Source organism: Allomuricauda sp. ANG21 (genome assembly GCF_040705235.1).
GTDB lineage: Bacteria > Bacteroidota > Bacteroidia > Flavobacteriales > Flavobacteriaceae > Flagellimonas > Flagellimonas marina.
Window position 1 is genome coordinate 739,823 of sequence record NZ_JBFCVT010000002.1, and the last position, 18,991, is coordinate 758,813.

18 protein-coding genes and 1 tRNA gene are annotated in these 18,991 nt (G+C 42.2%); 12 read left to right on the forward strand and 7 right to left on the reverse strand.

The features are described 5' to 3' along the window. The 5 genes from AB1A65_RS05590 (at position 1) to AB1A65_RS05610 (ending at position 5,511) form a co-directional block, all read left to right on the forward strand. The gene (locus tag AB1A65_RS05590) at positions 1 to 1,080 is read left to right on the forward strand and encodes a phosphoglyceromutase (protein ID WP_366586521.1); all 1,080 of its coding nucleotides are present in this window, start codon (positions 1 to 3) and stop codon (positions 1,078 to 1,080) included. A 149-nt stretch (positions 1,081 to 1,229) separates the two neighbouring features. Further along, positions 1,230 to 1,862, forward strand: a complete 633-nt coding sequence (locus AB1A65_RS05595; RefSeq protein WP_366586524.1) for a Crp/Fnr family transcriptional regulator — start codon at positions 1,230 to 1,232, stop codon at positions 1,860 to 1,862. Between the two features lie 63 nt (positions 1,863 to 1,925). After that, complete coding sequence (locus tag AB1A65_RS05600; RefSeq protein WP_366586526.1) at positions 1,926 to 3,659, forward strand: solute carrier family 26 protein; 1,734 nt, start codon at positions 1,926 to 1,928, stop codon at positions 3,657 to 3,659. Positions 3,660 to 3,714: 55 nt separating this feature from the next. Next, entirely contained in the window at positions 3,715 to 5,124 is a 1,410-nt protein-coding gene (locus AB1A65_RS05605; protein WP_366586528.1) for an MBL fold metallo-hydrolase, read from the forward strand. Positions 5,125 to 5,130: 6 nt separating this feature from the next. Beyond that, positions 5,131 to 5,511: a rhodanese-like domain-containing protein gene (locus tag AB1A65_RS05610; RefSeq protein ID WP_366586530.1), complete on the forward strand. Its 381-nt coding sequence runs from the start codon at positions 5,131 to 5,133 to the stop codon at positions 5,509 to 5,511. Positions 5,512 to 5,531: 20 nt separating this feature from the next. On the opposite strand, the gene AB1A65_RS05615 is transcribed toward AB1A65_RS05610, so the two are convergent. From AB1A65_RS05615 to AB1A65_RS05625, 3 genes are read right to left on the reverse strand one after another with little or no spacing between them, the layout of a single operon-like run. Continuing rightward, on the reverse strand, positions 5,532 to 6,413 hold the full coding sequence (locus AB1A65_RS05615) for a sterol desaturase family protein (RefSeq protein WP_366587078.1): 882 nt from the start codon (positions 6,411 to 6,413) through the stop codon (positions 5,532 to 5,534). A gap of 2 nt (positions 6,414 to 6,415) precedes the next feature. Beyond that, the gene (locus AB1A65_RS05620; protein ID WP_366586533.1) at positions 6,416 to 6,868 is read right to left on the reverse strand and encodes a monoheme cytochrome C; all 453 of its coding nucleotides are present in this window, start codon (positions 6,866 to 6,868) and stop codon (positions 6,416 to 6,418) included. Between the two features lies 1 nt (position 6,869). After that, the gene (locus AB1A65_RS05625; RefSeq protein ID WP_366586535.1) at positions 6,870 to 8,090 is read right to left on the reverse strand and encodes a sulfite oxidase; all 1,221 of its coding nucleotides are present in this window, start codon (positions 8,088 to 8,090) and stop codon (positions 6,870 to 6,872) included. A gap of 94 nt (positions 8,091 to 8,184) precedes the next feature. Here AB1A65_RS05625 and AB1A65_RS05630 point away from each other — a divergent pair, with 94 nt between their 5' ends. From AB1A65_RS05630 to AB1A65_RS05645, 4 genes are all read left to right on the forward strand, one after another. After that, positions 8,185 to 8,748: a YeeE/YedE thiosulfate transporter family protein gene (locus AB1A65_RS05630; protein WP_366586537.1), complete on the forward strand. Its 564-nt coding sequence runs from the start codon at positions 8,185 to 8,187 to the stop codon at positions 8,746 to 8,748. Beyond that, on the forward strand, positions 8,745 to 9,158 hold the full coding sequence (locus AB1A65_RS05635; RefSeq protein WP_366586539.1) for a DUF6691 family protein: 414 nt from the start codon (positions 8,745 to 8,747) through the stop codon (positions 9,156 to 9,158). Before AB1A65_RS05630 ends, AB1A65_RS05635 begins: the two co-directional genes overlap by 4 nt. 101 nt (positions 9,159 to 9,259) lie before the next feature. After that, positions 9,260 to 9,670: a response regulator gene (locus AB1A65_RS05640; RefSeq protein ID WP_366586541.1), complete on the forward strand. Its 411-nt coding sequence runs from the start codon at positions 9,260 to 9,262 to the stop codon at positions 9,668 to 9,670. A 105-nt stretch (positions 9,671 to 9,775) separates the two neighbouring features. After that, a tRNA-Arg gene (locus tag AB1A65_RS05645) sits at positions 9,776 to 9,847 on the forward strand. A 119-nt stretch (positions 9,848 to 9,966) separates the two neighbouring features. On the opposite strand, the gene AB1A65_RS05650 is transcribed toward AB1A65_RS05645, so the two are convergent. The 4 genes from AB1A65_RS05650 to AB1A65_RS05665 form a co-directional block, all read right to left on the reverse strand. Further along, positions 9,967 to 11,115, reverse strand: a complete 1,149-nt coding sequence (locus AB1A65_RS05650; RefSeq protein ID WP_366586543.1) for a gliding motility-associated C-terminal domain-containing protein — start codon at positions 11,113 to 11,115, stop codon at positions 9,967 to 9,969. A 3-nt stretch (positions 11,116 to 11,118) separates the two neighbouring features. Further along, positions 11,119 to 12,012, reverse strand: a complete 894-nt coding sequence (locus AB1A65_RS05655) for a hypothetical protein (protein ID WP_366586546.1) — start codon at positions 12,010 to 12,012, stop codon at positions 11,119 to 11,121. 161 nt (positions 12,013 to 12,173) lie between these two features. Further along, positions 12,174 to 12,875, reverse strand: coding sequence for a hypothetical protein (locus AB1A65_RS05660; protein ID WP_366586548.1), 702 nt, complete (start codon positions 12,873 to 12,875; stop codon positions 12,174 to 12,176). 32 nt (positions 12,876 to 12,907) lie between these two features. After that, positions 12,908 to 13,849, reverse strand: coding sequence for a hypothetical protein (locus tag AB1A65_RS05665; protein ID WP_366586551.1), 942 nt, complete (start codon positions 13,847 to 13,849; stop codon positions 12,908 to 12,910). A gap of 410 nt (positions 13,850 to 14,259) precedes the next feature. On the opposite strand from AB1A65_RS05665, the gene AB1A65_RS05670 reads away from it, so the two are divergent. The 3 genes from AB1A65_RS05670 (at position 14,260) to AB1A65_RS05680 (ending at position 18,990) form a co-directional block, all read left to right on the forward strand. Further along, positions 14,260 to 14,742: a CAP domain-containing protein gene (locus tag AB1A65_RS05670; RefSeq protein ID WP_366586553.1), complete on the forward strand. Its 483-nt coding sequence runs from the start codon at positions 14,260 to 14,262 to the stop codon at positions 14,740 to 14,742. 285 nt (positions 14,743 to 15,027) lie between these two features. Continuing rightward, the gene (locus tag AB1A65_RS05675) at positions 15,028 to 18,024 is read left to right on the forward strand and encodes a gliding motility-associated C-terminal domain-containing protein (protein WP_366586555.1); all 2,997 of its coding nucleotides are present in this window, start codon (positions 15,028 to 15,030) and stop codon (positions 18,022 to 18,024) included. A 39-nt stretch (positions 18,025 to 18,063) separates the two neighbouring features. After that, positions 18,064 to 18,990: a type IX secretion system membrane protein PorP/SprF gene (locus AB1A65_RS05680; RefSeq protein WP_366586557.1), complete on the forward strand. Its 927-nt coding sequence runs from the start codon at positions 18,064 to 18,066 to the stop codon at positions 18,988 to 18,990. The last annotated feature ends 1 nt before the right edge of the window (position 18,991 follow it).

Genomic DNA, 18,991 nt, shown 5'->3' on the forward strand with positions numbered 1-18,991 from the left:
ATGAAAAACAGGATTTTAGTATTGATTATGGGATGGGCAATCATGGGATTGACCTATGCTCAGAACTCTATTGACACCAAGGTAATATTGATTACTCTTGACGGATTCCGGTGGCAAGAACTCTTTACTGGGGCAGATTCCCTTTTGGTGACCAATAAAAGTTATGTGCAGAACCCAGAAGCACTCAAAACAGCTTTCTGGCGAGATACGCCAATTGAAAGAAGGGAGGCACTAATGCCATTTTTTTGGAACCAAGTGTCCAAAATGGGACAATTACATGGAAATAGAACCTTGGGAAGTAAGGTAGACCTTACCAATACTATGTGGTTCTCCTATCCCGGCTATAATGAAATTTTAACAGGAACAGCGGATGATGCTCGAATCCGAAGTAATGACAAAATGCCAAATCCCAATACCACCATTTTGGAGCTGTACAACAATACCAAAGAAGGAAAAGGAAAAGTGGCCGCTTTTGGCAGTTGGGATGTCTTTCCGTACATCATCAACGAAGAGCGTTCTGGGGTACCAGTAAACGCTGGTTATGAAAAAGCTACTGGTGGTGACCTTACCGAAAGGGAAAAAATGCTCAATGACATCCAACAACAGGCACCCATTATTTGGGAATCCGTTCGGTTAGATGTATTCACCCACAATTATGCACTGGAGGAGATGAAAAAGAACCATCCCAAGTTGCTCTATATTTCTTACGGTGAAACAGACGATTTTGCCCATGGTGGATTCTATGATTTTTATCTACAAGCAGCTAATCGCACCGATGCCATGGTCAGAGAATTATGGGAGTACACCCAACAAGATGAGTTTTACAAAGACCAGACCATCTTTTTGATAACAACAGACCATGGAAGGGGAACACGGCCCTTGGAAACTTGGAAAAGCCATGGAAGCGATATAAATGGAGCTGGCGGGGTTTGGTTCGTAACCTTCGGAAAGGGTATTGAAGCCATGGGAGAAATTGACCAAGAAGAGCAGTTGCATTCCAACCAAATTGCCCCAACAATCTTAAAATACATAGGTCTTTCCATTCCAAAGGAAATGAAAGGGATTCCCATGAAATTATAATGATTTAAGCAGATTTTATATCAGGTATTTTAGTTTAAGTAAATTTGCTCGAAACCCGCATTTAAAATGTGGGTTTTTTCATTTTTGATGGGTGGTGATTCAATATGGTTTTTGCTAAAATATGTACCTTAGAAAGGTATTTGGATTTTATGAAAGAAGCGCTTTTAGAAACATTCAGCACCTATTTTGAACAATCCCTAATTGAGGAAATCAACGAAGTGGGAAAATTGGTGGAAGTGCCAGCCGGAGAAATGATTATGGATATTGGAAACTACATCAAGAGCATTCCATTGTTGATTTCTGGTGCCATTAAAGTGCTGCGGGAAGATGATGAAGGAGATGAACTATTACTGTACTATTTAGAGCAGGGTGAAACCTGCTCGGTTACCATGGCCTGTTGTATGGGCCATACCAAAAGTCAAATCAGGGCCATCGCGGAAACCGACGCCGTGATGGTTATGGTACCTGTTCAAAAAATGGAGGAATGGATGGGAAAGTACAGAGGTTGGCGCAATTACGTGTTTGAAAGTTATCACAACCGGCTTAACGAACTATTGCATACGGTGGACAACATTGCATTCAAGAATCTGGACGAGCGTTTGGTAGAATATCTAAAAAGGAAAATAGAGGTCACCAACGACAAAAAGATACGCAATACCCATCAAGAAATAGCATATGACCTGCACACCTCTCGGGTTGTGGTTTCGAGATTGTTGAAGAAATTGGAAAAGATGAAGAAAGTGGCGCTTCACAGAAGTTATATCCAAGTTTTGGATTTGTAGTTATGTGCCCTATATTACCTAAAGTCATTTTTTTGCTCCGTATTTTTGTCTAAAGTCCATATAATGCTCAAACGGTTCTTTCCTTTTTTATCGTGGATGACCACCTACAACCGCTCTCATTTTTATGGAGATATAATTGCGGGGGCAACGGTTGGAATCATGTTGGTGCCCCAAGGAATGGCCTATGCTATGATAGCCGGGATGCCTCCCATTTATGGATTGTATGCCGCTCTGGTTCCCCAAGTGGTCTACGCCCTCACCGGAACCTCCAGACAATTGGCCGTAGGACCCGTGGCCATGGACTCCTTGTTGGTGGCAGCTGGGGTGGCAGCTTTAGAGCTTACTGGAATTGAAAGTTACATAGCCACAGTGCTCTTTTTGTCATTGCTCATTGGAAGCATTCAATTGGGTTTGGGTTTGTTAAAAATGGGTTTCTTCGTCAATTTTCTCTCCAAGCCGGTGATTAGTGGGTTTACCTCTGCCGCGGCTATTTTAATTGGACTTAGCCAGTTGAAACATATTTTAGGCACCAATGTTCTCCAATCCAGTAAAATCCATGTCCTTGTGGGCAATATTTTTGAAAGTTTGGGGCAGGTTAATTTTTATACGTTGATTTTGGGAATAATGGCCATAGTCTTCATTTTTGCCATGAACAGAATCAGCAAAAAAATACCCACTCCCTTATTTGTAGTTATTCTTGGTATTTTGGTCGTTTTACTTTTTGGGTTGCAATCAAAAGGGGTTTTCGTTGTTGGTGATATTCCAGGTGGATTTCCCTCATTTCAGGTTCCAGAGATACAGTTGGATATATTGGGCGAATTGTTTCCCATTGCCATTACTGTGGCATTATTTGGGTTTATGGAATCCATTTCCATTGCAAAGACTGTTGAAGAAAAACATCCGGAGTACGAATTGGATGCTAATCAAGAACTCAGGGCATTGGGAATGTCCAATATTATGGGCTCGTTTTTTCAGTCTCTTCCCGTTTCTGGAAGTTTTTCAAGAACCGCCATCAATGAACAATCCGGAGCTAAAACCGGAATGGCATTGATTTTCAGCGCCATAATTATTTTAGTGACATTGTTGTTTTTAACCCCACTGTTCCAAAATTTGCCCAATGCGGCCTTGGGAGCTATCATTATCGTATCGGTTTATGGGTTGATTGATATTGCATATCCCATGGCATTATGGAAAAGCAGAAAGGACGAATTCTTTTTATTGGTGGCCACCTTTTTGATTACCCTGTCCATTGGTTTAATAGAGGGAATCTTATTGGGCGTTTTGCTCTCGCTGATGTTGTTGGTGTACCGGATTTCGCGTCCGCATGTGGCGGTATTGGGAAGAATAGAAGGAACGGATTATTTCAAAAATGTAACACGATTTCCGGAAGAGGTTCAGATAGATGCCGACAAGCTTATTATACGTTTTGACGGCCAATTGTACTTTGGAAATAAGGACTATTTCAAAAAGGAACTTCATAAACAGGTTCGTAAAAAAGGACCAGCCTTAAAGTATGTCATTCTCAATGCTGAAGCTATCAATTATATTGATAGTAGTGCCACATTTATGCTGGAGCAGATGGTAAATGAATTAAAGCTGAAAGGCATACAATTCCTCATAACAGGTGCCATAGGTCCCACAAGGGATGTTGTACATAGCAGCGGACTCATTGAAAGTATTGGAAGTCAAAACCTTTTTGTGCAGACACACGAGGCCGTGGACTATTGCAGCAATCACAAGTCAAAAAGTAAAATACAGGAGCGGATATCACTTCAATCCAAGACCAAGAGTTTGTAACTTTAGTAACAGTCCAAGAGGCATAGGATTCTTATTTTTGACAAAAATCAGGAAGATGAAAATAGAACAGATATATACCGGATGCTTGGCCCAAGGGGCTTATTATATAGAAAGTGAAGGCGAAGCCGCCATCATTGACCCGTTGCGCGAGGTGAAGCCCTACATAAAGAGGGCAGAACGCAATGGTGCTAGCATAAAATACATTTTTGAAACCCACTTTCATGCAGATTTTGTAAGCGGGCACGTGACATTGTCCAAAGAAACCGGGGCGCCCATTGTTTTTGGGCCTACCGCCCAACCTTCTTTTGATGCCATCATAGCTAAGGACGGTCAAGAGTTCACGTTGGGAAATATCACTATAAAAGTGTTGCACACGCCAGGGCACACCATGGAAAGCTCTACCTATCTCTTGAAGGATGAAAATGGAAAAGACCATGCTATTTTTAGTGGTGACACCTTGTTCTTGGGGGATGTGGGCAGGCCGGACTTGGCCCAAAAAGCCGCTCACATGACACAAGAAGAACTTGCAGGTACGCTATTTGATAGTCTTCGGAACAAAATAATGCCTTTGGCAGATGATGTAATCGTTTATCCGGCGCATGGGGCAGGTTCCGCTTGTGGAAAGAACATGATGAAAGAAACTGTAGATACCTTGGGCAATCAAAAGAAGATGAACTATGCCCTACGGGCAGATATGACCAAGGAAGAATTTATTAAAGAAGTCACCGATGGACTGCTGCCGCCTCCCCAATATTTCCCACTTAATGTAAAAATGAACAAAGAGGGGTACGAAGATATCGATGAGATATTGGAACGTGGCACCCAAGCATTAAGCCCTGAAGCATTTGAAGCGGCCGCCAATGAAACCGGAGCAGTGGTATTGGATGTCCGCCATCAAGATGATTTCGCCGAGGGCCATGTGCCAAGATCCATTTTTATTGGATTGGACGGTAGTTTTGCCCCTTGGGTGGGTGCTTTGATTGCCGATGTAAAACAACCTATTTTGCTGGTGACCCCAAAAGGTAGGGAAGAGGAAACCGTGACCCGCCTTTCCCGAGTTGGTTTTGATGGAACTGTGGGTTACTTGAAAGGTGGAATTGAAGCGTGGAAAGAAGGAGGGAAGGAAGTCGATACCGTAAAAAGTATCCCGGCCACAGAATTGAAGCGAGCCATGGAACAAAAAGCGCCCGTCTTTGATGTCCGAAAAGAAACCGAATACAATACCGAACATGCAGAGAATGCCATTTTGACCCCGCTGGATTTTCTCAACGATCATTTGGCCTCATTTCCAGATGATGAAACCTTTTACATCCACTGTGCAGGAGGATATAGGAGTATGATTGCTGCTTCCATTCTAAAAAGTAGAGGCATCCATAATTTGGTAGATGTTGCAGGCGGATTTGCAGCCATGAAGACCTCGGGCATTCCGGTTACCGATTTTGTATGCCCATCAACATTGAAATAGCCTAAAATGGGAAAAATAGCACAGTTGGTTCTCCTGAGTTTTGCATTCTTTTGGGGCTTTTCATGCGATAGCCAGCAAAAGCCGTTTATCAAAAAAATAAATAAGGCCAAGGTTCAATCCGAAGTGATTGGAAAACAGGTACAATTGGTGGATGTTCGAACGCCCATGGAATACAATCAAGGGCATATTGATGATGCCGTCAATTTCAATGTAAACGATGAAGGTTTTGTAAAGCAAATTGAAACCCTGGATAAAACCAAGCCTGTTTATCTGTACTGCAAAATGGGTGGGCGGAGCAATCGAGCCGCCGAACTTTTAAAAAGCAAGGGATTCACGCAAATTTACGATTATACCGGGGGCTATTCGGATTGGAGTTCCAAGGATTGAACCAAAACCCCAATCTTGGTTTATACCGTTTTATTCCTTTTGAATCCGTGAACCAATTGCCCCCAGAATCCTTTGGGAAGTTTTTCATCCCCAGGAAATCCCAATTCAATTTTGCCGCCACTTTCTGGAATGTAATTGGTGCGGAAGATATAGTCCCATAGGCTCAGGCTTATCCCAAAATTCATTCCGTAGCGATGTCCCTCCGGAAGATTGTACGCATGATGGTACAAATGCATCACCGGATTGTTCAAAATATATTTTAAGGGCCCCCATGTCAGTTTTAGGTTAGCATGGTTAAAATGTCCAATGGCGATGGCCGCAAAATGGACAATATAAGCCTGTTCCGGTTCAAATCCACCTAAAATCATAACCCCCAAGGTCTTTAAGGGTTTATAAAGGATATTTTCCATCCAATGGTATCTTAAATGTGCCGCAAATCCCATTTCTTTTACACTGTGATGCACTTTATGGAACTCCCAAAAGGCAGGAATACGATGCAGTAGCACGTGGGTGAACCACTGCACAAAATCAAGAATAATGAAGAAAACCAAAAGCTGAAGCCATTGCGGCCAGAGGGTAAAGTCGACTATGGATAAACTTTTTGAAGTAATGCCCAAATCTGCGAATAGTACTTCCAGTACTTTGTATACCCCGCTGATGATGATGGCGAAAATGAAGAAGTTGAAAAACATATAGAAAGCATCCAACCAAAAATCCTTCCGAAAAATGGATTGCTCCTTTCGCCACGGAAAGAGAATTTCAAGCCCCCATACCAAGAGCGAAATGGCTATCAGACCCCAAAAGTAATTGGTGTGCCATGGTACATCAAGAACAATGGATTTCCAGGTCCAATGTACCATACCCAAAAAACCATTTACAAAAGCATCTACATAATCCATCAGGGCTATTTTAGCTCATACCAATCAATATTCTCCAAGTTTTGCCGCCTACCTTTATCGGTGGGGGCATAATTCTTGGTCAAATAGGTTAAAATCAATTCTTCATTGGCTCCCAAATCCCAGAGGTTTTGGGTTTCCTGCATCCATCTTATGGCGGCTTTCCATCCTTCGCGACTCATCCGGTTTTGGGTCACCAATTTGGCGGAGTGGCAACTGGTGCAATTCTGGATGGTGACTTCCATTCCTTTATCATCCACAAATCCTGTAGCCACATGGATTCCGTTTTCAACTTTGTCGAAATCCTCGTTGGATTCTTCCAATGGAATATCCTCAATTTTGGGTTTTGACTTGTGATTCGCCCAATGGTATAACCCTCCAAACACTACCAAAATCAATATTATAAAGGAAAGAAGTACTTTGGAAAAGGCGTTGACCTGTTTTTGAAACTTGTCCTCCATGTTACACTATTTTCACGGCTATTCTGTGGCAGGCATTGTTGAGATATCCTTTCGGATTCCAGCCGGGCAATACCATGGGTTGACTTTTTCCGTTGGAGTCGGTGGCTCTGACCCAAACTTCATAATAGCCTTTTTTTGGAAAGGAAACAGTCGCTTTAAAGTATTGCCAAGCCAATCTGTTTGCAGGCTTTTCAAGGGAGCAGTTGTGCCAAGTGCTTCCAAAATCTATGGAATATTCCATTTTTGAAACTTCAAGCTCACCGGCCCATGCATGCCCGTTGATGCCTAATTTTTCTCCCTCTTTGATCAAGGCACCAGTTTTGGGGTAAGTGATTAAAGATTTCACTGGCATCGACTCAATGATGCACATATTTGATTCTGCAACTTCGCTACCCGGAGCAACCGTTTCGCAAGGAACGCGGTACGAAGTACCACCCATTTTTTCACCATCGTGTACTTTGTTCCGTACACTAATTCTATTAATCCATTTTCCAGAAGTGGAAGCAGGCCATCCCCCACAGACCAGTCGTAATGGGTGGCCATGAGCCAAGGGAATGTCCTTACCGTTCATGGCAAAGGCAAGTAAAGTTTCATCTTGTAGGGCTTTATTCATGGGAACCCCTCTAGAAATGGGCTCTTTGTTGGGGTCACCACTCAAATGGGTGTCGGCGGCATGGTATCCAATATAAACCGCATCCGGTTTAATTCCAGCGTCCTCAAGAACATCTCGTAGTCGAACCCCGGTCCATTTGGCACACGAGACCGCCCCTACGGTCCATTGGTTGCCTTTGGCAGGTGGGTTGAATTCACTGCGTCCATTTCCGCCACATTCCAAGGTCAATTGATAGGTATACTGTTGGAATTTACTTTTGAGGTCGGCAAGGGAATAGCTTTTTTTGGTTTTGACGGACTCCCCATCCAAGGTCAACATCCATTGTGAGGCATCAATACCTTCAGGAATACGTCCATTATTCCTAATGAACATATACTTATTAGGGGTGATATTGTCGTTCAGCAAATGGGCCTGGGCCTCCATGTTCCAAGGCTTATTGTTGAGTACAACCATTTCCTTGTCCTTGTTGAACAGTTGAAAAGGGTCTGGGTCTTGAAGGCCCAACGGGAGATACCCATTTGGCATTAGACCACCATAAATAATTTCCACACCCAAGATGCTGGACATGGCGGCCAAAGATAATTTGCTCGAAAAACTTCTTCTGTCCATATAAAAACTTAAAAGTACGGTAAAATTAAGCAAGCCTTTGTAACCTAAGTTGCCTTGAAGCTAAATCAAATATCATTATTTTGCCAAGAAAAGGATGGATGCACTTTTAAAGCCATGGCCGTGGTACGTAGCTGGCCCCCTGATTGCCTTGATTATGGTGTTACTCATATTAATGGGCAAACGCTTTGGAATGTCCTCCAACTTGGAGACATTTTGCTCCATTGGGGGAGCGGGAAAATTCACAGACTATTTCAAAGTTGATGTAAAATCCAAACGATGGAACCTCTTGGTTGTCCTTGGTTCCGTAATTGGGGGATTTATGGGTGCCAAGTGGTTGTCGCCCAATCCAGCCGTGGGTATTTCGGATAAAACAGTAGCCAAGCTCAAAGACCTTGGTTTTGAAAGTGCAGGGACAACGTATTTGCCAACCGAACTTTTCAGTTTGGAGTCGCTTAGTAGCCCAAAAGTATGGATCATACTTTTGGTAGCCGGTTTTTTGGTGGGTTTTGGAACGCGTTATGCTGGTGGTTGCACTTCGGGACACGCTATTTCTGGGTTGAGTAATTTACAGCGTGCTTCCCTAATAGCAGTCATTGGGTTCTTTATTGGAGGATTGATTATGGTTCATTGGTTGTTTCCTTTAATTTTTACATCATGAAGAATTTCATCTACATCTTATTGGGCACTTTTTTGGGCATTGTTTTGTACAAATCCGAGGCAGCTTCATGGTTCAGGATTTATGAAATGTTCCAGTTCGATTCGTTCCATATGTATGGTATTATTGGTTCAGCCTTGGTTTTGGGAGTTGTATTTGTTTTATGGATCAAGAAATCAAAGATCAAATCGTTCTTTGGTGAATCCATCCATATTGAGGACAAAGAAAAATTGTTTGCCCGATATATTCTTGGAGGAACTTTGTTTGGTTTGGGATGGGCCTTGGCTGGTGCGTGTCCTGGACCTATTTATGTTTTGGCGGGAGCAGGTCATTGGCCTATTCTTATTGTACTGTTGGGGGCAATTTTAGGCGCTTTGGTTTATGGCATTGTAAGGGAAAAATTACCACACTAAGGTTGAATCAACGGGATATTTGGGCAAAACAACGATTATGAATGGTTTGTTGGGCCCTAGGGTCTTTCTTTGTCAGTCCCAAACTTACAAATTGTCCCTACATGAAGCTTACTACGTTTATTATAGACGATGACTTGGTGTCGCAATTTGCGACTCGGTACTGCATACAACAATCCCATGGCAATTTTGATATTGTAACCTGTTCCAGCGGCGAAGAGGGGATACAGGCCTGTGTAAGTTCTGTGGAAAATCATGGCCGATTGCCTGATATCATCTTTTTAGACCTTGTGATGGATGGTATGAATGGTTGGGATTTTTTGGAGAATCTAAAGAATTTGTTTGAGGAGCATGAGCTTCCCAGTGTTTATGTGCTTTCTGCTTTTACCAATGCCTCAGATAGGACAATAGCCAAAGAAAACGGAATGATTTCTGGCTATGTGGACAAACCCTTGTCAAGATCTTACTTAGAGAAAATACTCAAGGAAGAAGAGAAGAAACGTATTCTTGGATAAAGATTCCATCCAATTAAGCTTTGTTGGGAATCATTTTAAATTGCTTCATAAGGTTCTTTTAAAGTTTTTAAAAAAACCTATTTTTGCAGTCCATTTTTTAAGGATGGCCCCGTAGTTCAATGGATAGAATAGAAGTTTCCTAAACTTTAGATGCAAGTTCGATTCTTGCCGGGGCTACAGAGTAGGTACGCAAAGGCACGGAGTGTTCAAAGCGCAGCTTTGGAATCAAAGTTTATGCTGTGCACTAACACGCTAGGTAATTTCTTGCAATTATGATTGATCTTAAACTTTTCGGATTAATCATTGTCCAAATAAAAAAATCCTTGGTATTCATATCCATGATCATCTAGCGTTACCACATAAAAATATACTCCGGAAGGCAGGCCTCTATTTCTGCTGATAACCACATCACCCTCTGTTGCATACCCATTAAATTCATTGGTATAGTGGGTATGCTCAAAAACCAGGAGACCATAGCGATCAAAAATGCGCATATGGTTGTTGGGGAAAAGTTCAAGTTCTGGAATTTCTAGTACATCATTTATGCCATCACCATTAGGGGTCAACAAATAATTGGGGAGATCTACAATAAATTCAGGGTCATTTGAAGTGCCAAACGTTATGACTTCATAATCATTTGGGTCAAAGACATCGGAAACCACAAAACCTTGTGCCAGATCACCCGTTGGGCCTCCTCCAAGATTTTCCCATTGATGGGTTGATCTATGCCATCCCACAAGTACAATCTTGTTCGCATCATTGGTGAGAAGGTTCATCATGCTTCTTGGATTCCATGAAATCTGCACTGTGGTTGGTTCAGTGCCCTGAAAGTGCCAAAACTCCCTAGTACTTATATTTGCTATGCTCGGTGCCTTGGCATTGGTGTTAAACGGTTCTGGGCCCAATGTAGCTCTATTTGGATCTTCAAAATAATAGGCACATAAAGCCACTTGGTTTATATCAAGTGAATGTAATACCAACGGGCGTAATTGTTCTGTGTCGCCAACCGGAAAAATAAAGTTTTGCTGCCCGTGCATGTTTACGTAGCCATCTACCTTGCTGATATTTCCTGCACCAACATAGAATGCATTGGATTGATAGGAAAGCGAGGTAAAGGAATTGTTTCTTGGGGTTGTAATGTTGCCAAGGATAAAATTATGGTTATTTTCCACGGAAACGGATACTTCTAGATGAAGGTTGTTGGGGGCCAATACTTCCAGATCATAGAGATAGGGAACAAAGTTCCCTGAAATGGAAAGTGCACCATCGGAATAGAAGCCGATTAATCCTAAATTGCCATCAAATATGCCGTTGTTCACCAGATTGGTGTGAAGACCTAAACCTTCTTCGGCATAAATTCGCATCATTCCCATATTATGAACCCCTTCTTGGGCCAATCCATAGAAAGTCATCAGCAATAAAAAATTGAGGCTCAATTGTTTCATGGGTCAGCGCAACTTATTGATTGAAAAACTCGATGAGCCACTACTATAGAAAAGGACAGTGCCCGAGTTGGCTTCTCTATAGGAAACTATCGAGATTATATCGTTGGCATTTAACTCAAGTACATCGCTCAGATGAAGACTTGAATGGTTGTTGTTATGGTTAAAGCTGATAAGGCCAGTGGCCGCAAAGGACCCCAAGGGGGTTCCATTTACCGCTATCCTAGCGTTCACATTGGTGTCGAATTCGGTCAAGGTAAGTGAACTGTCGTCTATGCCCACAACGGTCATGTTCAATCGGACATCATATCTTCCAGATTCCTTTACAATCAAGGTATTTCCACTTACTTCATATAGGTTGGTGCCATCATCCACATAGTCATTGGACCCAAAAATGGGGACCACAGTGCTGGTCACATTTAAATTTGTTGAGGTATCCGTATTGGTCCACCTTCCGCCATAATTGATCTTGGATGTGTGTAATACCCCATTGGCATCTACTTTTAGAATTTGATCGGTGGTCCCTGCTTCATCCAAAGTACGTATTCTTGCACGACCCGTTACATCCAAAGATTGGGAAGGGAGCGCAGTTCCAATACCCAACCTATTATTGGTACTGTCCCAAAACAACTGAGTGTTATCTTGTGTGGGAAGACCATCAGAACCTGCAAAGAAAACCGAACCAGTTGTACCGGTAAATGCAATCTCCACCCAAGAAGATCCATCCCAGACCTTGACCCTTTGATGGTCGGAATCAGACGTATCGAACCAGATATCGTTCAATATAGGTGAACTCGGAGCGGTTGTTCCGGAATTTACCGTTGTATTTCGTGCAATGGCCATGTTTCCCTTGTTGTCGATGACCCTTACTTCTTGGGCATGGATCATTGAATTTGCCAAGAGTGCAACTAGTATTGAAGCAATATGTACGAATCTTTTTGGATACACCACATTGAAAATTTTGGCTGACTCAAACGATTTTGGATTTAGCCCTTTCGTCTGTAAAATGAGAGGAATGCGAATTCTTGGTAAAGTTTAAAAGGAAGAACTAATACCAAATGCTACTTTACAAACTGTACTTCAATGATGTCCCCAGCATATACGGCCCAATTGTTGGGTGCCGTTCCTCCGGGAACCAACGTAACTGTGGAAGCGGCAACTGTATAGTCCACGTTGGCAATCAGTTTTGCACCATTTCTATATACCCATACCTGGCTGTAGGAAGGCAACACGGGACTTCCCGTTAAAGGATATGCGGTTTGACCCGCAGTTGCCGTAAAACTTTCTTGACCACTCTGAATTAGGCTTAAATCTGAGGCGAGCAGTTTTTTTATGGCCCCTGTAGCTTCGTCCCTGACCAAAATAGTATATCCAGTACCTGTTCCATGGTCAGATTCAGTAGTGGCATCGGTGGAAGGAACCTCACTTGAAATGAGTTCTATCCCATCCAATCCAAATACGTTGCCGTCAACATCAATAAATGTATCATCCGTAAGTGTACCGCCCAACTGCCAAGTTGTAGTGGTAACATCATTGGTGGTGTTCGATAATATTGTAATGCCATTTTTGGTCTGAAGGTATTTTATGGTTCCCCGGTTATCGACTACCCGTACCGCCCCACCTGTGGTAGTGGTTCCAGGGATGATGTCGGAGGCTTTCGTAACATCCCCCGAAGTCTGTTGGGCACTGGCCAAACCAAAGCTTAGTATACACAAAGCCAGTATTGCTTGTTTAAAAATGTTTGTTTTGTTTGAAGTTTTCATTGTAATTGTTGTTAAAAATTGTTAGTGTTTTTCTAGAAAAATTGAATGATTCGTATCTCATCATTTTGAAAGCATCTGGCATCTGGTACCAGTTCTATGGTGTTGCTGCCAACAACGGTAAAATCAATTCTGATACCGTTGCGGTAAACGTCGATTTTCTTTTCATTGATGATCTGCAATGGAGTGGAAAACTGATTTTGGCCATCGTTGGCTACAATCACTGTTTCCTCTCTTTGCATAATGGTTGACATTGGTGTTGCACGTAACACTCCGGTTGCTGCATCCATCACCACGACCCTATTGGATAATTCATGGGTTATTTCAAGACCTTGAATGGCCAACGTATTGGTGTTATCTGTTGTGATTGTTGTCGGCTTTATTAAGGTACCCCCCAGTTCAATGGTGTTGGTATCTGATTCGGTTATACCATTATTTGCTAATATGCCGTTCCCTTGAATCAACCAATTGCTTCCATCGTATGTATAGAGGTCCCCACTGCCAATATCCACGTATATATCTCCCGCCAAGGGATTGGGAACTATGGAGGTCATGGGCGCTCCACTACCACGGTATGGGGTCCTTCCAATAGGGATGAAAGCTGTTCCGTTCCAAAAGAACAGCAAATCCTGTGAAGTATCTATCCAAATATCTCCTTCCTGGTTTCCTGTGGGCATTATTTCTGATGCGGTGATCGAGACTCCTTTGTCACATAGGTTTTCCCATTGGCCTCCATCAAACATATGGATGCACTGCGTGTCCGTATTGAATACGAGTGCACCGGGTAAAGGCACTATGGCAATCATCTCATCTTGAGAGACCCGTGTCAGGACGAAAGCCTTACTGTTGCTTTCCAATTCTAAAATAGATGATGGGTGAATGGTTTGTAGATTCTGACCAATCTTTACCTGGGTCATGCCCAAGTATCCATTGAGCAACAGAACCAATAAAGTAAATATGTAAGTAAAGTGCTTCATGTTAGGATATAAGTAACTGAATTACTGTAGTTAAGGTATTGCTGAAATAATATTCATACAGATTTTTGTTGTGAAAACATCATTATACGTAGTCAAAGGACTACAAAATAAGTATTTGGTTGATATACTTAAAAGGAAAACACAAGCATTTGATAATGAGATAGAAATGATTTGTGTAAAATTGGGAAGTCTTTATCCCAGTGATAAAATAGAATAGTAACTATGTAAGTTTCGGTTGAACCGTTCAATTACTCGGATGTAGATTATAGGCAAGAAAAAGGTTTGCAATGGCTTGATTAAAACTGGGTAGTTCATCGAGCAAACTACCCATTACATATAAATGTGGTTCACATTTCAGAGCAAGAAAAAAATGGGGGATATTTTTGCATCCAATTTTAAAAAAGTACCCCTTGAAAAAAGTTAATTTTATTGCTGTTATAGCATTGTTTTTTAGCCTTTTAATATCATCGTGCAGCACTTCTTCCATTGAAGAAGAACGAAACCTTTACACTGCCCAAATTGTAAGCGATTTAGAAATGGAAATCTTGAGCTTAGTAAATGAATATCGTTCCTCGCAAGGCCTCAATGTTTTAGAGTTCAGTAGTGTTGCCTATTACTACGCGACCACTCATTCCAAGTCAATGGCCAACGAAGGCGAAATAAGTCATAAAAACTTTGATGTTCGTTCATCTAAATTGGCCGTCGAGGCCGATGCAAATTATGTATCTGAAAATATTGGACGCAACTTTAAAACGGCGAAAGGCTTAGTTAGGGCATGGATCAACAGTCCTACACACAAAGAAATCATGGAGGGGGATTATAAATACACAGCAGTTAGCGCCGTTCCAGATGAATACGGAGAATTGTATTACACCCAACTTTTTTTACGATAGTGTAACTCTTTTCATCAATTTTTATCCGAATTGGGTATGCATTTGGTCGAATTTTTTCGAAAGATCATTTTTTGTTTGGTCCAGTAAATTAATATCCATTGCTAATCCGCTAAGAGTCTTGTTTACAATATTTTACAAATAAAAATTCTTAAAAACCTGCAAATCAATATTTTATTCAAAAGTACTACTTTATGTGTAGCCTAAAACCTACACAACAAAATATTTCATGAATTATTGAGTTTTAATTAAAAACATTAACTATTTGTTGTTGATAAACTAATAATTATGAAAAAATGTCTACTATTTGTTATTGTATTGGTTTCATTTCAATCACTTGTTGTTGGACAAACCTTCGCAACAACCATCTCTAGTGAGAGTGAGGTGGATGTATCTTCAAATGCTATTGATGGGGATTTAGGAACCAGTGCAGATGTAAGGGCAAGCACTGGAATTTTGGCTGGAATTGGTGCCTATTCAGGTCATTTGGAACTTGAGTTTTCAACACCTTTAAATCCAAATACCACCTCTTATGTTAAATTGGACACTGAACAAGATTTGCTTCCCTATCTATTGGGTGGAAGTCTTGGAAGTCTTCTTTCTGATATTGGAGGTGTGGTACTCATCGGAAATCAAGAATTTACGGTAACTGCAAAAAACAACGATGCGAACATTCTGGAAGAATCTTCGAGTGCAGTCAATGCGTTCAGTTCCGATTTGTTGAGGGTGGTAGCAGATGTCAATAACGATTACTTCTTGGCCATAGCACCCAACGGACAGTACAATCGGTTGAGGTTAACCAACCAGATTGGTTCGCTGATTGGTTTGAACAATACGAGAACCTTGGAAGTCTATGGAGCTTTTCATAGTCAAGGTCTATCTACTTGTGGCGTCCCTGCCTACACTTCATTTTCTGGAAGTGGGCTGACCTTGGATTTATTGGATGTTGGCGGAGCAGGTGTTACCGACCCACATTTAGCCATAGATTCTAACTTTGGAACCTTTTCCCGTTTGGGGCTTGGCATTCTGGGAGTAGCTGCAAGCATTGAACAAACGGTCTATTTTGATACTCCCTCGGGAACAGGTGACAATTATTACCTGACCATTGCAATAGACCCATCCCTCTTGCAAGCAGGAATTGTCAACAATATTGAGGTCGTTGCCCAAAGCGGAAGCAGTGCGCCTACCTTTATCGGGAATCTTTCCAGTTTGTTGAGCGTAGATCTTTTGACCCTTTTGGAAAGTGGGCAACCTGCCACCATTGGTTTTGATCCCGGTGGGGCAGCGGATAGGGTAACCATTCGGTTATCATCCCTGTTGAACATATCGCTGGATCAGAACATTCAACTTTTTGAAGTATACAGGGCGCCTGCAATTCCCTCCATCGATCCAACATCACAAGACATTAGCATTTGTGAAGGGAATACGGCAAACCTGGTGGCTACAACCACTGCAGGTAATGAGCTGTTGTGGTATGATGCCGAAACCAACGGCAATTTGCTGGATACGGTGAATTCTGGCGAAGCCTTTACCACACCCATACTCAATACGGATACAACGTATTATGTTTCCGCCCGCGGGTTAGCTTGCCCAGAAGAGTCCCCTCGTGTTGCCGTAACGGTCAACGTGGTAGAAATTCCCACTGCAAGTGATATTGATGTTTCTGGGGATGAAAACCCAGTGTGTTCGTCCAGCGATGTTGTTTTGGTTCCTTCAAGTGCTATTGATGGGGACTTTAGCTGGTATTTTGACGCGAATGCGACCAATGAAATCACGGATGGACTGGTGGTGGGTCCGGTAACCTATACCATTTCCCTCGATGGAAACCTGACCATCAATGGATTGGATCAAGCAGGGAGTCCATATTCCTACTATGTCGGTATCACAGAAGAAAGCGCCGGGTGTGAAAATGCTCCTGGTGATCTGGCCTCGGCAACCGTAGACATTGTGGACTCGGCATCTAGCATCACAATCACTTCCAACCCTTTGATCACCTTGGAGAACCTAGTGGATTTCTTTTTGGGAGTTCCAACGTATGAGGTCACAGGAACAGTTGCCGGTGATGCAGCGGTTGGTGACGAAGTTACCTTGGTCATAAATGGGCAAATATATACGGGAGTGTTGGATGCCAATCTGGACTTTAACATTTCGGTGGATGGTGCTGACTTAGCCTTGGATGTCGACGGGGTAATAGATGCCTTTGTAAGTGGCACAATCTGTACGCTTACCGATATCATATCTGTGGATATTCCTGAATTGATCATCGATGATTTGGTTCAGGTATTCTGCGCTTCGGATAGTCCTACACTTTTGGATTTGGTGGTGAACACGAACGACATTTCTTTTTTTGATAGTTTGGATGCCACAACGGCTCTAGACATAAACACCCCTTTGGTGGACGGCACTGTTTATTTTGCCGGTATTTTGGGAATCCCAATATCGGTCTTGCCGAGGGTTGGGATTTCTGTTAACCTGACAGATTTACCTATACCGACAACTATCTCATTGGACCAGACTTTTTGTGCAGATTTAAATGCCACGATTGGCGATATTTCAGTCAATCAACCCAATGTGGTTTTTTATGCAGAAGCAACAGGAGGAACACCATTAGATGTAAATACCGTTCTCACAGATGGAGAAAGCTACTACGTGGCTTTGTTGGATACGGAAGGGTGTGAAAGTACGGTCCGATTAAGGATAAATATAACGCTCGCAGATACAGAGCCCATCACATTATCCGGGCAGGCTGAAGATGCCTGTTTGGAAGATCAGTACACCTATTCCACAGAAACAGGAAAGCAAAATTATATGTGGACGGTAATTGGAGGCGCCATTATCAATGGTGGTACTTCTTCCGATGATTTTGTGACCGTATCATGGAACAGCCTTCAAAACACTTCGGTCAGTGTCCGTTATGAGGATAGCATGGGTTGTGTGCCAGTGGGTGATACACGATTGGATGTTGAAGTTGTGGATTGCGGCGATGTGATGGGTGAGGAATTCTGCTTTGAAGTCTACAACGAATTCAGCCCGAATAATGATGGCTTCAATGACTTTTTTGAAATAGAATGTATAGAGAATTATGCAAACACTGTTCAAGTGTTCAATAGAAATGGTAACAAGGTCTTTGAATCCGTTAACTATCAGAATAATTGGGGCGGTATTGCCAATGTTGGGGGAATCTTGAATAAGGGTGAACATCTTCCTTCAGGAACGTACTACTATGTCATCAACATACCTGAATTGAACAGAAATCTAGCAGGCTGGTTACAGCTTGCCAGATAGAGAACTTCATCAAATAATCATATTTCAATCTCGTCAATTATGATAAAAAATATTCCACATAGAATAGCCACGGTTTTTTGCATTCTTATTAGTTCACAGTTTGGCGCAAAAGCGCAACAAGCTCCCCAGTATACCCAATATATGTACAATACCACCATTCTTAACCCGGGATATACGGGAACTATGGGAAGTTTTGAGGCCAATGTGCTCTATCGTTCACAATGGGTTGGTCTTGAAGGGGCACCGGAGACACAGTCGTTTACGGTACAAGGAAGAGTAGGGAACAAAATAGGATTGGGGTTAACGGCTCTTAACGATAATATTGGCGCCTCCAATAACGTGGAGGTCAATGGTTATTTTGCCTATGAGATTCCCACTGGGGCACAAACAAAGCTTTCCTTGGGCTTGAATGTAGGGTTGGATGTGCTGAGCATCGATTGGTCCAAGGGAAGTTTTTCCGATGACCAAGATCCCGTTTTTCAGGAAAACTTGAACAAAACCAGACCTATTTTTGGGGTAGGGGCATTTTGGTATGGTGAAAAATGGTATTTGGGTGCTTCCAGTGACAACTTTCTGAAATCACAAATATATAATGACAATGACCTAACGGTCACCGATAGAAAAAGTCAATATTATTTTATGGGGGGGTATGTGATGGACCTTTCCAGTTCCATAAAGTTTAAACCCGCATTCTTGACCAAGCATGTTTCTGGTTCACCGGTGACAGTGGATGTTTCTGCTAACTTTTTGCTTCAAGAAAAGGTGAATCTAGGGGTGGCCTACCGTTATGATGACGCAATAAGCGCTTTGGTGGGGTTACACCTTGCCAAGAAATTCTTTGTGGGCTATGCCTATGACTACTCCACATCAGGGCTGGATAATTATAATGACGGGTCTCATGAAATCATCCTTAAATACACTGTTTTTGATACGAACAAAAGAGCCTTGTCACCAAGATTCTTCTAAA

Excerpts from the sequence above, each read along its gene's own strand:
- AB1A65_RS05605 (WP_366586528.1), top strand. The coding sequence starts at position 3,715 with ATGAAAATAGAACAGATATATACCGGATGCTTGGCCCAAGGGGCTTAT.
- AB1A65_RS05680 (WP_366586557.1), top strand. The coding sequence starts at position 18,064 with ATGATAAAAAATATTCCACATAGAATAGCCACGGTTTTTTGCATTCTT.
- AB1A65_RS05640 (WP_366586541.1), top strand. The coding sequence starts at position 9,260 with ATGAAGCTTACTACGTTTATTATAGACGATGACTTGGTGTCGCAATTT.
- AB1A65_RS05635 (WP_366586539.1), top strand. The coding sequence starts at position 8,745 with ATGAAGAATTTCATCTACATCTTATTGGGCACTTTTTTGGGCATTGTT.
- AB1A65_RS05630 (WP_366586537.1), top strand. The coding sequence starts at position 8,185 with ATGGATGCACTTTTAAAGCCATGGCCGTGGTACGTAGCTGGCCCCCTG.
- AB1A65_RS05675 (WP_366586555.1), top strand. The coding sequence starts at position 15,028 with ATGAAAAAATGTCTACTATTTGTTATTGTATTGGTTTCATTTCAATCA.
- AB1A65_RS05600 (WP_366586526.1), top strand. The coding sequence starts at position 1,926 with ATGCTCAAACGGTTCTTTCCTTTTTTATCGTGGATGACCACCTACAAC.
- AB1A65_RS05620 (WP_366586533.1), bottom strand. The coding sequence starts at position 6,868 with ATGGAGGACAAGTTTCAAAAACAGGTCAACGCCTTTTCCAAAGTACTT.
- AB1A65_RS05610 (WP_366586530.1), top strand. The coding sequence starts at position 5,131 with ATGGGAAAAATAGCACAGTTGGTTCTCCTGAGTTTTGCATTCTTTTGG.
- AB1A65_RS05650 (WP_366586543.1), bottom strand. The coding sequence starts at position 11,115 with ATGAAACAATTGAGCCTCAATTTTTTATTGCTGATGACTTTCTATGGA.
- AB1A65_RS05625 (WP_366586535.1), bottom strand. The coding sequence starts at position 8,090 with ATGGACAGAAGAAGTTTTTCGAGCAAATTATCTTTGGCCGCCATGTCC.
- AB1A65_RS05595 (WP_366586524.1), top strand. The coding sequence starts at position 1,230 with ATGAAAGAAGCGCTTTTAGAAACATTCAGCACCTATTTTGAACAATCC.
- AB1A65_RS05660 (WP_366586548.1), bottom strand. The coding sequence starts at position 12,875 with ATGAAAACTTCAAACAAAACAAACATTTTTAAACAAGCAATACTGGCT.
- AB1A65_RS05590 (WP_366586521.1), top strand. The coding sequence starts at position 1 with ATGAAAAACAGGATTTTAGTATTGATTATGGGATGGGCAATCATGGGA.
- AB1A65_RS05665 (WP_366586551.1), bottom strand. The coding sequence starts at position 13,849 with ATGAAGCACTTTACTTACATATTTACTTTATTGGTTCTGTTGCTCAAT.